Origin of the sequence: Paenibacillus pedocola, from assembly GCF_031599675.1 — a bacterium.
In the GTDB taxonomy this organism is placed as follows: domain Bacteria; phylum Bacillota; class Bacilli; order Paenibacillales; family Paenibacillaceae; genus Paenibacillus_AQ; species Paenibacillus_AQ pedocola.
In genome coordinates, this window is sequence record NZ_CP134223.1 from 1,657,372 (window position 1) to 1,673,195 (window position 15,824).

Here is a 15,824-nt window from a genome sequence, read left to right on the forward strand (position 1 = left end):
ACACTTGATGAAGTTCGGGAAAATTCAAAATTGGAGGACAGATAATGACATTTCAACTGAATCAGGCTATAGGGAAGGTTCCGCCTAACGGTAATCCGTTGGTTGCCAATCGATATGGGGCCGATCCGTATGCCCTGGTATTTGGAGACCGGGTCTATTTGTACATGACTCATGACGCGCTGGAGTATGACGGGAGCGGTGCAGTAAAAGAAAACACATATAGCAGTATCAATAAAATTGCGGTAATCTCCTCCAGTGATTTAGTCAACTGGACCGATCATGGTGAAATTGCGGTAGCCGGGCCGGATGGGGCGGCTAAGTGGGCTACCCAGTCTTGGGCGCCTGCAGCAGTCCACAAGGTGATGGAAGGCAAGGATAAATTCTTCCTGTATTTCGCCAATAATGCCAGCGGTATCGGCGTTCTGACGAGTGACAGTCCGGTGGGACCATGGGTTGACCCTATTGGTGAGGCACTTATTTTACGTTCCACTCCGGGAGTGGAGGATGTAACCTGGCTTTTCGACCCGGCGGTTCTGGTGGATGATGACGGCAAGGGTTACATCTATTTCGGAGGCGGGGTACCGGAAGGAGAATACGCGGAGCCCGGTACAGCACGGGTAATGATGCTGGGAGATGACATGACCAGCGTAGTGGGAACCGCGGAGGTTGTTCCCGCCCCGTTCATGTTCGAGGATGCCGGGATACATAAACGGGAAGGCGTCTACTACTATACCTATTGTTCAAATTTCTATGATGGGGAACGGCCGGAGGGCAGTCCTCCTGCGGGAGAGATTGCCTATATGACGAGCGACAAACCGATGGGACCCTGGACATATCATGAGACGATATTGAAGAATCCGGGACATTTTTTCGGAGTGTCAGGCAATAACCATCATGCCATTTTCCAATTTCATGATGAATGGTATATCGCCTATCACGCACAAACCTTGTCCAAAGCACAGGGAATTGCGAATGGCTACCGTTCGACGCATCTGGGCCGCCTTTTTCATAACGAGGACGGTTCTATTCAGGATGTTGAAGCAGATTATAAAGGTGTGCAGCAAATCCAACCTTTAAACCCTTATCAACGTGTACCGGCGGTGACGATAGGGTGGAGTGCAGGCATAATGACAGAATTCGAGGCAGACGCAGGAGAACGGCTTGTGACGGATATTGACAATGGTGACTGGATCGGGATATCCGGGGTCGATTTCGGAAGTAATGGTGCCGTAGCATTCAGTGCCTCTATTATTAGCCTTGAGGGCGGCGGTACGATTGAACTGCATCTGGATGATCCTGCAGGTCTGTTGATTGGCAAACTGCCTGTTCCTGCCGCTAACGTTCCGGTGAATCCAATGGAGTTAAAGACGGAGGTTGCCGGAGCCCGTGGGACCCGCGACCTGTACCTGGTGTTTACAGGTAATACAGGGACTCCATTATTCAAGCTTGTTTCATGGCAGTTCATGCAGTAGAAGAATTCATCCAGGGAGGGACAATACAGTGAATACCGCTACCCTAACCAATCCAATTATGTGGGCAGATGTTCCGGATGTTGACGTAATCCGGGTTGGCCCTGCATTCTATATGGTCAGCACAAGTATGCATTCCATGCCGGGCTGTCCAATTATGAAATCGGTTAACTTGAAAGATTGGGAAATTGTAAATTATGTATTTGATACCTTTGAGGATAATGATGCCCACCAGCTGCTGGACGGAATAGGTATTTATGGAAAGGGTTCTTGGGCGGCATCTCTCCGTTACAAGGACGGGGTATTCTACGTTTGTTTTTCATCCAATGACATGGACCGGTTCTATATCTACCGCACGGAGGATATCGAACATGGAATATGGGAGCGCTCGGTGATACCGGGACTTCACCATGACCCAGGCTTACTGCTGGATGACAACGGCCGTAATTATGTGATCTACGGTAATGGGGATATCCGTATTAAGGAGCTGACGGAAGATCTTACAGCTGTGAAGCCGGGTGGAACCGATCAGCTGCTGCTCGAAGGCGACCGGAGAGACATCGGTCTGCGGATCGAGGGCTGTCATGCGTATAAGCTGAACGGTTATTACTATCTGTTCTTTATTGAATGGCCGCGAACCGGAAATATGCGCAGACGTCAAATCTGCTACCGCTCGCGAGAGATTCTGGGTCCCTATGAACGGGAAATTATTCTGGATGATGATCTGGGCTTCCATAATAATGGTGTGGCGCAAGGAGGCATTGTCGATACCCCGGATCATGATTGGTATGCTGTGCTGTTCCAGGATCATGATGCTGTGGGGCGGGTTCCCTGCGTGCTTCCTGTGAGCTGGGAGAACGATTGGCCGGTTATCGGGATGAATAGCTCAGTTCCCCGAGTGGTTGAGACAAAGCTTCCTGTTGCGGAACCGAAGCCTCTGGTAATCAGCGATGAGTTCGACTATGCGTCCAACCGCCTGGCCCTGAACTGGCAGTGGAACCATAATCCTGACAATGGGCTGTGGTCTGTAACTGAGCGGCCCGGCCATCTGCGCCTCCGCACGGGTCAAATAACAGACAGCATTCTATTTGCACGCAATACGCTGACGCAGCGTACGGAAGGTCCGGCCTGCAGTGCGGAGACAGTGGTAGAAATTTCGGGAATGAAGCTCGGTGACCGGGCAGGATTGGTTGCCCTGCAGAATGGGTTTGGCACGATAAGGATTGCAGCCGGGAAGCCGGGACAGTTCAGCATTGATATGTGTGTTAACGGCGGCGAAGGCTGCGAGGAGACGGTGGAGAGTATCGTGTTTACCGGTGAACGGGTTTATCTCAAAGTTGACTTCAATTTTGAGGATAGCCTTGACCAGGCACATTTCTTCTATTCGGAAGACGGGTCTGCGTGGAAGCCAATCGGCCGGACGCTGCATATGAAATATACGCTGGATCATTTTATGGGTTATAGAATTGGACTGTTCAATTATGCGACTAATCAGTCCGGCGGTTATGCAGATTTCGATTATTTTCATTATCATAGACGGAATTAGAATAAGGTCTGAAAATATACAGAGCTAACCATGCCACAAATTACATCACAAAGGGCGGCCGCGTATGGACCGCCCTTTGCATTAGAAAAAAACTAAGGTTCTGCCTGAATCTTCGGTTCTTTGGCGGCGAGTGTTTCCCGGTAAGCCTTGGGGGAGTAACCCGTAAGCTGCCGAAACTGTCTGCAGAAATGCTCTACATTTGCATAACCGCAAAGCGTTGCGACCTCGGCAATTTTATGCGGACCAAAGCCAAGCTTTTCCTTGGCCAGCCGAATCCGGCAATGAATCACATCCTCCATACAGGAGATACCGAAGGTAGATTTGTATATCGTTTGCAGATAGCCTGCGCTGATATGCAGATGCTCAGCCATTAATGAAACGGTCCAAGGATGGCCGGGGTTATTGTAAAGAGTCTTACGCAAGTTCAGAAGATTATAATATTGCGGGCTCAGCTTGTCTTGGGACGCTTCGCACAGCTTATTGAAGATAATTCTAAACAGGTAGTCAATGGAAAGCTCCCGGTAGTCATTCTGAAAAGTATGCTCATAGGTCAGCAGCTGAAACAGCTGATGGCAATAGCCGGGGTCTGGAAGCGAGAAGGGAACACCAACAGGCAAAGTGGTTTCTGTAATATAGGATTCGTCCGCATCGAAACGGACCCAGTCGTTAACGTATTTATTGGAACAAGCACGGTAATAGATAGTGTGCTTAGGAGGATAGAGAACAACGGAGTGGGCCGGAAATTCTTTTAATTCTCCGTTCACTTCAAACAACGCCGCAGTTTGTGTGAGCACCAGAAGCCAGGCATCATGGCCCTCGGGTATACTGAACACAAAATCGTCAGGATGAGTAGCGTCAAATTCGACATAGTGAATCTTGGGCATCAGCTTCTCCTTTCTTTGGATACATCAATTAATGGACTGGATATATCATTGTTTGGGATTCATCATTTTTCTATAATTATATTGTAAATTAAGGGTTTTTGGAAATACTTATGAATTTTTTTTATGATATGCGAGTATCCGTTCATTATAAAATATCAATTTATGAAGAGAAGTCTGATGTGCTGATATTCAGAGAGGAGTAATGGTATGTTAAGAGAAGTGCGTGTAGAAAATGGTATAGTTCAAGGACTGCCGGCAGCGGATCCGCGGATTACCAGCTTTAAGGGGATTCCGTTTGCGGCCCCGCCTGTGGCGGAGAACCGCTGGCGTGCTCCACAGCCTGTCCAAAACTGGGAAGGAAAATTGAAAGCGTTTGAATTTGCCCCGATTTCAATGCAGGCCCCGACGGTCATTGATGTGAATAATATTTATACCCGCGAATGGTCGGTCGATCCGGATCTTCCGATGGATGAGGACTGTCTTTACCTGAATGTCTGGACACCGGCCCTCAGCACAGATGAGAAGCTCCCTGTCTTTGTATGGTATTTTGGCGGAGGACTTCAGGTTGGCCATACGGCTGAAATGGAGTTTGACGGCGAACGCATTGCCCGCAGGGGGATTGTTGTTGTGACCGTCAATTACCGGCTGAACGTGTTTGGCTTTCTGAGCCATCCCGGGATCACTGCCGAATCCCCCGATGCTCCAGCGAATTTCGGACATCTGGATCAGCAGGCAGGCACGCAATGGGTGAAGCGCAATATCGCTGCTTTTGGCGGAGACCCGGACCAGATTACAATAGGAGGACAATCGGCTGGCGGCGCAAGCGTGCTGAGCCAGCTGACCTCGCCGCAGAATGAAGGATTGTTTCAGCGGGCCGTGATTATGAGCGGCCTCTTTACTCCGCTGTATCCGAACAACCCCATGCCTCCGCTAGACCGTCCCCTCAGGCAGGCTGAGGAGGAGGGAGAAGCCTTCTTTAAATTTATGGGAGTGTCTACGCTGGAAGAGGCCCGCAGGCTGGATGCCGTATATATCCGCGATAAAATGCTGGAGTACGGCAGCTTCTGGGGAACGGTCATAGACCAGGTGTACTGTCCCGGCGATCCTTATAACCTTTTTTTGAAGGGGCAGCACCACAAAGTGCCGGTCATGCTTGGAAATACCGCTTCCGAATTTATCAGTGTTCCAGGCGCCGGCAGCGTAGAGGAATTCAGAGCCATGGCTGTAGAAATGTTTGGCGGGGAAGCCGAAGAATATCTTAAGCTATGTGCCGTAGAGACAAGAAATCTGGAGGAAATGCTCCAAAAGGCTTCCGTGAACAATATTGAATATGCGGCCCGCGTTGCCATTAAGGCGAGTAGTGATTCCGGCAGCGGTGTGCCGATGTACTATTACACATTTGATGCCGGCATTCCGGGCTGGGATGACCCCGGAACCTTCCATTCGGTGGATCTGTGGTTCCACTTCGAAACGCTGGCCAAATGCTGGCGGCCTTTTGTGGGCAAGCATTATGATCTGGCCCGCCAGATGTGCAATTATTTATCCTATTTCATTGGCACAGGCGATCCGAACGGCAAGGATTCTACTGGTGAGGAGCTGCCTCTATGGAAACCGTGTACGCCAGAAGCGCCTTACGGCATGGTTTTCGCCGACAAGTCAGAATTCGTGGAGGGGCCACCGGTCGATATTATGCAATTTCTGGTCGGGCAATATTTCAAGCGTAATCCAATCATAGATGAGAGGGGAATGAACGGAAATGAACGGGAGTAAGCAGGAATATATGATGCAGACAGCATCGGCCGGATATGACAAGGAGAGGGAGGGCATCGCCCGGGGAACGATCCGCACGATAGAATATCCTTCCAGAGCGGTAGGCAACACCCGGAAGGCGATGGTCTATACGCCGCCCGGCTATTCCCCCGGGCAGTCATACAGCGTCTTGTACCTGCTGCACGGGATCGGCGGAGATGAGACAGAATGGTATCATCACGGCAAGCCCCAGATCATTCTGGACAATCTGTACGCGGATCAGATGCTGAAGCCTATGATTGTTGTCCTTCCGAACGGGCGGGCAATGCGGAATGACCGGGCGGAAGGAGATCTATTTGCTCCCGACAAGATACAGGCCTTCGAAACCTTCGAATCAGATTTGCTTCATGATCTTATCCCTTATATTGAAGCGAATTATCCGGTCCTGACGGACAGGATGCACCGTGCCATTGCCGGATTATCCATGGGCGGAGGACAATCCCTGAATATCGGTCTGAACAATCTGGACCGTTTCGCCTGGATCGGAGCGTTCTCTCCGGCTCCCAATACGAAGCTGCCGGAGCTGTTGCTTCCAGAACCACAAAAGACTGCAGAGCAACTCAGTCTGCTCTGGTTATCATGCGGGGATCTGGACAATCTTAAGAATGTCAGCGACCGGACACATGCGTATTTGTCGCAGCATTCCGTGCCTCATATCTGGGTGGAGGAAAACGGCGACCATGACTGGCCCGTCTGGAAGAACGGCTTATATCAGTTCTCCAAGCTAATTTTTTAGCTGACCGCTCAAGGATATCGGCTGCCTGCAGCCGTATATAACACAAAAAAAGGGCGTTCCCGGCAGACTATTACGGCTGCAGGGAACGCCCTTTATCTTTGAAGAATATGAATTTAGATGAGCAGGATTTACGCTTGTGCTTGTTGTGACAACAATCTATTTATTGGCGATTGCATCGGCACGCATTTTAACGATTTTTTGTGCTCTTTCCGTATCGACGGCAAGGACATCATTCCAGCCGAGACCGACTACATCGGACTTCAGTTTGGTCCAGAGCTTATCAAATTCTGCCTGGTCCTTGGCAAAAATCATTTTCCAGGAGGTGTTCTTCACATAATCCGAGATCTGGCTCCGTTTGTTCTTAATGTCCGAGGAATCCGATCCGAGACTGGTATTAATGTTTGGCACGATATCGATCATATTGTTTTTCTGATAGTATTCTGTCGGAGTGGTTGCATTATAGGTTTTCTGCCATTCCGTAGTCAGGATGGTCTTGTTCGCCTCTATGGTAGAGCTCCAATAGGTATTGTTGTAGAATTCTTTCGTATCCGGATCTATTACAAAGTCGCTCATAATCATAGTGTTGAGCTTGCTTTGGCCATCTTGGTAGCCGCCGCCGCCGTACTCTTCCGGAACGGGAGTATTATCCTGGAAGGCCGTTTGTCCGACTTCAGTCAGCTTGAACTTGCCATCGGCCGTCTTTTCATAATTGAAGCCTTCGAAGCCATTGGTATAGTAGCGCAGACCTTCAGGAGAGGCCAGCCAATCCATGAACTCAATGATTCTTTCCGGATTTTTTGCTTTTGAACCCACGGCAAATACTCTTCCGTTCCCGAAGTAAGCATCACTATTCTGGATAATATGGGTATCGGCAATCGGAATGGCCACATTACCGTCACCTTTATTGCCTCTTTCAATCGTATTGTAGAAGCCTCTTTCCCATGAATACCATAAGAGCAGAACCTGTTTATTCGTCAGCTTTTCAGAGACTTTATTCCAGTCCTGGGATGGGGAATCAGGGTCAACCAGCCCCATTTGATTGGCGTCATAATAGAACTTAAGGATTTTCTTGTACATACTGTTGTCGTCAACGAGCGGAACAATATCGCCTTTTGCATTTAACTGTATGGTCGAGGTTCCGTCTGGCTGTTCATAACCGTACCAGTTACTGAGCCAGCGTACATTTTCCATACTTCCGTTGTCCCAGTCCTTCCACAAGGTAATCGGAACGATCGGTTTGCCGTCCGGTGTCTTGGGATACTTCTCCTGCATCTGCTTCAGTGCATTCAGAAGATCAGTCAGATTATTCAGCTTGGGCGCCCCTATTCCTTTGTAATAATCCCAAGGCATAAGCGGACTGGAGTAGGGGAGTTCTTCCGAGAATGTTGTCGGGGAGGTATCTGATGTAAAGGTCGGCAGCGCATAAATTTTGCCATCCGGATTGATGCTTTCGAATGCCGCATTGAAAGGCTTAAAGTGATTGTCCACATATTTGGACAGGTGCTCCGTATTCTTGATCTTATCCGTGATATCCATAATCATACCTGCCGGAATCAGTTCCTCGAGCTGACTGTTATCAATAATCAGGAGGTCTCCCAGATCTCCCGATGCTGACCTTGTCTTGTAAAGCTGATCGCCGGCAACCTGGGGAGACAGAATATTTAGGGTAATATTGAACTTATCCTTAACCAGTTTACCGTACCATCCGGTCTGTTCCCCCTGGTAATTTGCCGCGTTATCAAACACGGTAATGGTCAGCGGTTTGCTGTGGTCAATCCCTGTACCCGGAGTGGAGGACCCGGTTGCTGTATCCGCATCAGGCGATTGTGTTGCTGTACTTGCATTGTTGGAATTGCCGCTGCATCCGCTTAATGCTGTTGTTACCAGAAGTAAGGTGGTGCCAAGCCACAAAGAAGATTTTTTCGCCAGCTTCATGTTTTTATTCATTTACAGCCCCCCAAATGATTAATTTATCATAATTGTGCAAATTAACCTTTGACTGCACCAATGATAATTCCTTTTACGAAAAATCTCTGGAAAATTGGATACACGAGCAAAATAGGCGCGACAACAATGATAGTAACGGTCATGCGGATGGATGTGGTGGTTTGCTTGGTGGACAGACTGGCCATGGCGGTGGATCCGGCATTTTGCAGATTGACCATGGTGGACAGGGAACTGGCCTGATTGATGTAGTTATACAGAATAAACTGCAGACTGTACAATTTGGTGTCTGTAACCAGCAGCAGCGTATCCTGAAACGAGTTCCACTGGTTCACTGCCGAGAATATGGCGACTGTCGCGAGTATCGGTTTGCTGATAGGCAGGATAACCTTGTAAAAGATCGTTAGAATCCCGGCACCATCAATACTGGCTGCCTGCTGCAATTCCTTCGGCGTGGATTCCACAAATGTCTTCACAAGAATGATGAAAAAGGGAGCTACGATGGACGGCAGTACGTAGGCCAGAAAACTGTTGGTGAGGTGCAGGGATCTCATGGTCAGATACCAGGGGATAATACCAGCGTTGAAGAACATCGTAATAATGGTAAACCGGTACCAGAATTTTTTCCCCCACATATCCTCCTGGGCAAACATGAATCCCAAAAAGGCGGAGGCCCCGACCGTCAAAAGTGTGCCTATGACTGTTCTCCCCAAAGAAATAACAAAGGCATTCCACAGTCCCGGTATTTTAAATACGTCAACATAGTTCTGGAAATGGATCCCCCTCGGCCAAAATGCAATTTCGCCTTTGGCGCTGAGATCGTTGGCGCTTATGGTATTGATGATGATGGAGTAGAACGGATATACGCATATAAATGCAAAGAGTGAAAACAGGACATAGATCACAGCAGAAATCATTTTGTCGGTGGGACTGACCTGCATTTTTATTTTTTTGGAGAAGCGGCTCTTATTGTCCTTGGCAATCGGCGCCAGTTCTGTCTGATGGTCACTCATACGATGCCCTCTCCTCTTAACAATTTGGACAGTCCGTTTACGGAAAAGAGCAGCGCAACACTAATCAGGCTTTTCAGCATACTGATCGCAACGGAAACGGAATAGCTGCCGCCCCCCATCGCCAGGTTGTATACATATAAATCCAATACCTGAATGGTGTCTTTGTTGAAGGCATTCTGGAAAACAAAATATTGCTCCAATCCATTGTTCAGGAAACTGGCAATCTGGAGCATCAATAACACAAAATAGGTCGGCAGCATACTTGGTAAAACCACATGCCGGATGACCTGCATTCTTGTAGCACCGTCTACATAAGCAGCTTCATACAGAGATTCATCAATCCCCATAATGGCCGCAATATACAATATGGCCGACCATCCCAGTGACTTCCAGGTAATCCATATCCACATTGTAATCCAGACATGTTCCGAGTTCTGAAGGAAGAGTACAGGAGAATCAATAAGCCCTATCTGGTTCAAAAATCCGTTGACGACACCTTCACTGGAGAACATGGAAAATGCCAGGGAATAGACCAGTACCCAGCTGATAAAGTTCGGGAGGGTAGTTACAGTCTGGATGAATTTGCGGAAACGGACGGCTTTGATCTCTGTCAGGAAAATGGCGAAGATCATGGGGAGCCAGGAGAAAAGTATACTCAGCCCGCTAATACCAAAAGTGTTTTTGATAACCTGAAGCAGCTGATCGACCTTCACCTGGTTTTCTACCAGGGAATGAAACCATTTGAAACCGACAAATGGAGCTTTGGACAGCGGAATCGGCGGCATATAATCAAAGAATGCATATACCCATCCATAGAGCGGGTAGTATGCAAAGACAGCCAGTAAAACCATAAAAGGTGATATATACAGAAATTTCAGTATCGAATTGCTTCTCATGCTGTGACTACGCATAGGTTCTCTACCCCCTTTGTATAATTGGAGTTTATAACAGGGCTGCTCTACCCTAAACCTGCCGGCCGGTATGCTCTCCTCCTTCCCTTAAACATTGGCTACTTGCCTGATGCCTAATTTAAATGTTATGTTGCACCTATCACTTCTTGATGTTAGCGCTTACATAACTATGCAACTATAATAAATTATTGATTTCTTTCAAACAATGACCGATCCTCACGACTTATTGATCTATTATTAGATAAAGCCGGTATGGGGTAGCTGTACCCTTTAAAAATTTACATAAAATTGAATAATTTAAATTTATTAGAGTGATTGGCTCTTCAGGAGAAAAGCAACAAATGTACATGTGAAAGCAACGTCAAGCTATAGTTCGAAAGAGTCGTCTATGATTAAATACATTAAGAATAAGCTGCTGCTCTTACTCTTAATCTTCGGTTACATGAAAGGATGAATACGTTGACAAACAAACAACAACTCGGCCTGACGCCACCCATGGGCTGGAATTCCTGGAACACGTTTACCTGGGATATTAACGAACAGCTTATCCGGGAAGCCGCCGATACACTGGTTGCAGAAGGGTATAAGGATGCGGGTTATGAGTACATTGTGATTGATGATTGCTGGAGCCTGAAAGACAGAGACAAGGATGGCAGGCTGGTTGCCGATCCGGTTAAATTCCCGAACGGAATGAAGGCGCTTGCAGATTATATTCATTCCAAGGGGTTGAAGTTTGGGATGTACTCTTGTGTAGGAACACATACATGTGCAGGATATCCCGGGAGCTTTGAGCATGAATTTCAGGACGCCGAATTACTGGCGGAATGGGGCGTAGACTTTTTGAAGTATGATTACTGCTTCAAGCCCAGACATATCTCAGGGGAGCTGCTGTACAAACGAATGAGTCTGGCGCTTAAAAACTGCGGAAGAGACATCCTGTTCTCGGCATGCAATTGGGGTGAGGACAATGTTTATCACTGGATTCGTGAATCAGGCGCCCATATGTACCGGTCCACAGGGGATATTCAGGATAGCTGGGATTCTATCAAGGGTCTGGCTTTGTCACAGCTTGATAAAGCCTGTTATACAGGAGCCTATTGCCATAATGATATGGATATGCTGGTTGTCGGCATGTACGGAGGCAGCAACAGCGACTTTATCGGAAGTCAGGTCGGGGGTTGCAGCGACGTGGAGTACAAAACCCATTTCTCGTTATGGAGCATGATGGGATCTCCGCTGATGATTGGCAGTGACATCCGTAAAGCCAATCAGGCCACCAGGGATATTCTGATGAACGGGGATTTGATTGCGATCAATCAGGATGTGGAAGGCCGCGGTGCTTACCGCATCAAGCCGGAACCGCAATGGTTTCATGCGGATGATGTGTTTATGCTGGTGAAAGTGTTAACTGATGGAGACGTCGCTATAGGCTTCTTCAATTTAAGTGATGGTCAAAGGGAAATGTCGCTGCAATTCTGGGATATCGGACTCCCCTATGCTTCCGGAAAATCGCTGTCGTTGTATGATTGCTGGACGCATAAAGAAATAGGCATATTTAAAGAAAGATATGCTCCAGTAGTTCCGGCTCATGATTGTCTGATTATGCGGGCGAAATTAGTGTAAAGGGATCATGAACATGAATAGGACATGCAGAGCGTGCGGAGTTCCCCTAATGACGGATGATGTAGCGATATACCTGAAGCTTGTTACGCGAAATGCGCAAGATTTCCTGTGTATAGACTGTCTTGGCGAGCAACTGAAATGCGGCCGCAGCCCCATTGAGAAGCTGATCAAATATTTCCGGGAATCCGGGAATTGTGTGCTATTTCGCTAAGCTAGCCTTCTGATCGCATCAGATCAGCCAGTAATATCAATACCGGCTTCCGCAGGATGCTCCATTAGGGCCTTTCTATATTGCGACGGAGTGTACGAGGTTGCTTTTTTAAATACTTTTGAAAAATACAACGGGTCCTGGTAGCCTACCGAATAGGCCAATGACTGGATGGATAACTGTGCATTTTTCAATAATTCGCAGGCCCGCTGAATCCGGAAGGCAGTCAGATAGCCGGAAATGGATATACCGTTCTCTTCCTTAAATAACCGGAACAAATAGCTGCGCTCAATGTTCACAAATTCGACTACGTCCAGAACCGATAAGGAAGGCTTCCAAAAGTTGCTTTCAATGAATTCCCTTGCGGATAAGGCATAATCCTTTTTGAGAAAAGCTGTTTCACTAGGGTAGTGTTCCATGTAATAGGACAACAAAAGATGCAGTCCTGCATCCGAACGCTCCCGTTCGAACGGCTCCATTCCGGCAGCTTTGACCCTTTGAAAGAATGGTTTGAAATCCTGCGTCGATGCCTCCAGGACCGGATGACCAGGTGTAATATGAATCATCGATATAAGGCGTGAGGCCTTAAGTCCGCTAAATTCAATCCAATAATACTCCCACGGATCCTGCGGATCGGGATAATAGTATACTTCCGTGTCAGGAAATATAACGAAACTTTCGCCCGCCGTTAATGAAAAAGTTGTATGGCATGTGTTCAAGTATCCCTTACCGCTTACAATATAGTGCAAGGCAAAAACATCGCGGACACCCGGTCCCCATTTGTGTAAATTTGCAGGTTTATAACCGTTTCCTTTACAAATTGAACTGTCTCTGAAACCGGAATACATTGACTTCATAGGCTGCACCTGTATCCTTTGCATCAAGTTCATAGCTCTCTGTTTCTTATACCTCCCGATTATACCATTATCCTATCCAATGTTTGAGTTGTAACAGATAACAGTTCTTAATAGCTATAAAATAACTGCAAATTGACAGGTTGTCCGCCTTTATTTGTAAACGCTATACTTATTTTGAATTCATAGATTGTTTGAGGAGGAATGAAAAAGTATGACAACCGCTAGTAATCACCATTCAGTTACCTATACTAATCCGATAATGCCTGGTTTTTATCCGGATCCGTCAGTATGCCGGGTCGGGGAAGACTATTATTTGGTGACATCGACATTTGCCTATTTTCCTGGTGTTCCGATTTTCCAAAGCCGTGATCTTGTGAATTGGAAGCAGATCGGCAATGTGCTTGACCGTCCTTCACAATTGAACTTACAAGGAGCCAGGCACTCCGCGGGGATTTTTGCTCCAACGATACGTTATCACGAGGGCAAGTTCTATATGGTTACAACCAATGTAACCCATGGCGGGAATTTCGTTGTGACAGCAACCAATCCTGCCGGGCCGTGGTCTGAACCTTATTTTATTGAAGGAGCTATAGGGATTGACCCTACCATTTTCTTTGATGATGACGGAAGAGCCTATTATTTGGGTACAAGGCCTAACTCAACCGGAGTACGCTATGACGGCAACTGGGAAGTATGGATTCAGGAACTGAACCTGGAGACCATGGAGCTTGCAGGTGAGAGCTATGTACTTTGGAGAGGAGCCATGACAGATGTGATTTGGCCGGAAGGGCCGCATCTGTACAAGAAAGATGGCTTCTATTATTTAATGATTGCAGAGGGAGGAACAGGGCCGAATCACGCGGTGACCGTTGCCCGCAGCCGGAAGCTGACAGAAGGCTATGCCGGCAATCCGAATAATCCGATCATTACGCATCGTCATCTGGGCAAACATTATCCGGTTATTAATGTGGGGCATGCCGATTTAGTTCAGGCTGAAGACGGTCAATGGTTTATGGTGATGCTCGCTTCACGCCCTTATGGAGGCAGCTATAGTAATTTGGGGCGGGAGACGTTCCTTGCTTCAGTGGTCTGGGAGGACGGATGGCCTGTAGTCAATGAGGGACGGGGAATTCTGGAGGAGCAGGGGGTCATGGGATTGACGCCGGTTCCAGTGGAGCCGCAATTGCGCTGTGACCATTTTGACAGTGACAGGCTGGCACTTAAGTGGATGTTCTTAAGAAATCCGCAGGCGGATTTATATTCATTGACAGAACGTAAAGGATATTTGCGTCTAAAGCTAAAACCCCAGACGTTCAAGGATCAGGATAATCTCAGCTTTGTCTGTCTGCGGCAACAGCATTTTGACTATGCAGCTGCTGCTGTGATGGAGTTTGAGGCACAGAGCATCCATGAATCGGCAGGTTTGGCTGTCATTCAAAATGAAATGTTTCATATCCGGTTCGAGCGCGTGCTGCATGATGACAAGCAAGTCTTACGAGTTGTGACCTGTATCAATGGCCAGGAGACGAACGTTGCGCAGGCTGATGTTGATGCTCAGCGGGTATATTTAAAGATGGCTGCGAGAGGCCAGGCGTTGAGCTTCTATTACAGCACCGACGGTAATCAATATCATTTGGTTGCAGAACATGTAGATACTACTAGTTTGAGTACCGAGGTGGCAGGCGGATTTGTAGGCTGCTGCATAGGGATGTATTGCACAAGTAACGGTACAGCCTCTGACAATGTGGCTGATTTTGATTCGTTTGAATATGGCGGATATTAAAGCGAATACCCATCCTATCTAATACAACTGAATATGGAATAAACGAGGAATCTGGAGGGGGATAGAAGCTCTTTAGGTTCCTTTTTTTCTGTCTAACAGTAAAGGTGAATTTTTAAAAGGAAATAATTGTACACGAGGGAAAGTTGGATTATGCTTGGTAATTAAGAATGTTCTATACCTTTTTAGTCAGGTGAAGATTAAGCAAAGGAGATGCTGGCAATGTCGGGGTACGATTTTCCGAGAAATGAAACGAAGAAGCCGGGGTATAAGCTGGTCTATGAGGATGATTTTGATTCAGGAGACCTGGACCGCAGCAAATGGCTCCCATTCTATCTGCCGCAATGGAGCAGCCGTGCCAAGACCCAGGCGAATTACCGGTTCGAGGACAGCCAGCTGATCCTGCAAATTACAGAAGACCAGGAGCCCTGGAGTCCCGAATTCAATGGAGGAATCAAGGTCAGCAATCTTCAGACCGGGGTCTATTCAGGGCCGCTCGGCAGCGAGTATGGCCAGCACCGTTTCTCCGGCAGCTGCCGCGTCCGCGAAGAACAGGCTGAGGAGAGGTTGTTTACGCCTCATTACGGTTATGTGGAGCTTCGGGCGAAGGGGCTATATCATCCCAATAATTTATGCGCCCTTTGGATGATCGGATTCGAGGACCGTCCGGAGCGGTCGGCTGAGATCTGCGTGTTTGAGCAGAAGGGCTGGAATGGCGGAGACACGGAGAAGTCGGTCATCGGATTCGGCCTGCATCCTTTTGGGGATCCGGCCATCGAAGAGGAGTTCTTCGAGCGGGAGTTCCCTATTGACGCCAGCCGGTTTCACATTTATGCGGTAGACTGGACAGCGGAGGGCGTCCGTTTCTACATTGATAATGAGCTTATACATCACTCGAAGCAGTCGCCGGACTATCCCATGCAGCTGATGCTGAACATTTATGAAATTCCGCGGCCGGAGAGCAGGGACAAGCCAGCTCCCGTCTACCCGAGCGAGTTCCGGGTCGATTATGTCCGGTTCTATCAAAGGGATTAGTAAGCTTGG

At 47.8% G+C, this 15,824-nt stretch carries 12 protein-coding genes; 7 read left to right on the top strand and 5 right to left on the bottom strand.

The window, feature by feature from the left end; translation table 11 throughout:
- The first annotated feature begins 44 nt into the window (after positions 1-44).
- Both QU597_RS07250 and QU597_RS07255 read left to right on the top strand, forming a co-directional pair.
- The gene (locus tag QU597_RS07250; protein WP_310832014.1) at positions 45-1,472 is read left to right on the top strand and encodes a glycoside hydrolase family 43 protein; all 1,428 of its coding nucleotides are present in this window, start codon (positions 45-47) and stop codon (positions 1,470-1,472) included.
- A gap of 28 nt (positions 1,473-1,500) precedes the next feature.
- Positions 1,501-3,015 (top strand): glycoside hydrolase family 43 protein, encoded by a 1,515-nt coding sequence (locus QU597_RS07255; protein ID WP_310832015.1) that lies wholly within the window; start codon positions 1,501-1,503, stop codon positions 3,013-3,015.
- 92 nt (positions 3,016-3,107) lie between these two features.
- Here QU597_RS07255 and QU597_RS07260 read toward each other — a convergent pair whose 3' ends face one another.
- Entirely contained in the window at positions 3,108-3,899 is a 792-nt protein-coding gene (locus QU597_RS07260) for a helix-turn-helix transcriptional regulator (protein ID WP_310832016.1), read from the bottom strand.
- 207 nt (positions 3,900-4,106) lie between these two features.
- Between QU597_RS07260 and QU597_RS07265 the strand changes: the two genes are divergently transcribed.
- Together QU597_RS07265 and QU597_RS07270 are read left to right on the top strand one after the other, a co-directional pair.
- Positions 4,107-5,669 (top strand): carboxylesterase/lipase family protein, encoded by a 1,563-nt coding sequence (locus QU597_RS07265; RefSeq protein WP_310832017.1) that lies wholly within the window; start codon positions 4,107-4,109, stop codon positions 5,667-5,669.
- The gene (locus QU597_RS07270; protein ID WP_310832018.1) at positions 5,656-6,444 is read left to right on the top strand and encodes an alpha/beta hydrolase; all 789 of its coding nucleotides are present in this window, start codon (positions 5,656-5,658) and stop codon (positions 6,442-6,444) included. Before QU597_RS07265 ends, QU597_RS07270 begins: the two co-directional genes overlap by 14 nt.
- A 156-nt stretch (positions 6,445-6,600) precedes the next feature.
- Here the strand turns inward: QU597_RS07270 and QU597_RS07275 are convergent, their stop codons facing one another.
- Genes QU597_RS07275 through QU597_RS07285 form a run of 3 tightly spaced genes read right to left on the bottom strand, consistent with a single transcriptional unit; the run spans position 6,601 to position 10,312 of the window.
- Positions 6,601-8,391: a type 2 periplasmic-binding domain-containing protein gene (locus QU597_RS07275; RefSeq protein ID WP_310832019.1), complete on the bottom strand. Its 1,791-nt coding sequence runs from the start codon at positions 8,389-8,391 to the stop codon at positions 6,601-6,603.
- Between the two features lie 41 nt (positions 8,392-8,432).
- Positions 8,433-9,401, bottom strand: a complete 969-nt coding sequence (locus tag QU597_RS07280; protein ID WP_310832020.1) for a carbohydrate ABC transporter permease — start codon at positions 9,399-9,401, stop codon at positions 8,433-8,435.
- Positions 9,398-10,312 (bottom strand): ABC transporter permease subunit, encoded by a 915-nt coding sequence (locus tag QU597_RS07285; RefSeq protein WP_310832021.1) that lies wholly within the window; start codon positions 10,310-10,312, stop codon positions 9,398-9,400. The genes QU597_RS07280 and QU597_RS07285 overlap by 4 nt, the downstream gene beginning before the upstream one ends.
- Positions 10,313-10,771: 459 nt before the next feature.
- Between QU597_RS07285 and QU597_RS07290 the strand changes: the two genes are divergently transcribed.
- Positions 10,772-11,935 (top strand): glycoside hydrolase family 27 protein, encoded by a 1,164-nt coding sequence (locus QU597_RS07290; protein ID WP_310832022.1) that lies wholly within the window; start codon positions 10,772-10,774, stop codon positions 11,933-11,935.
- A gap of 234 nt (positions 11,936-12,169) precedes the next feature.
- Here QU597_RS07290 and QU597_RS07295 read toward each other — a convergent pair whose 3' ends face one another.
- Positions 12,170-13,033 (bottom strand): AraC family transcriptional regulator, encoded by an 864-nt coding sequence (locus tag QU597_RS07295; RefSeq protein WP_310832023.1) that lies wholly within the window; start codon positions 13,031-13,033, stop codon positions 12,170-12,172.
- A gap of 178 nt (positions 13,034-13,211) precedes the next feature.
- Here QU597_RS07295 and QU597_RS07300 point away from each other — a divergent pair, with 178 nt between their 5' ends.
- Both QU597_RS07300 and QU597_RS07305 read left to right on the top strand, forming a co-directional pair.
- Positions 13,212-14,783, top strand: a complete 1,572-nt coding sequence (locus tag QU597_RS07300; RefSeq protein ID WP_310832024.1) for a glycoside hydrolase family 43 protein — start codon at positions 13,212-13,214, stop codon at positions 14,781-14,783.
- 219 nt (positions 14,784-15,002) lie between these two features.
- A complete protein-coding gene (locus tag QU597_RS07305) occupies positions 15,003-15,815 on the top strand; it encodes a glycoside hydrolase family 16 protein (protein WP_310832025.1) in 813 nt (270 codons plus the stop codon).
- Positions 15,816-15,824: the final 9 nt, after the last annotated feature.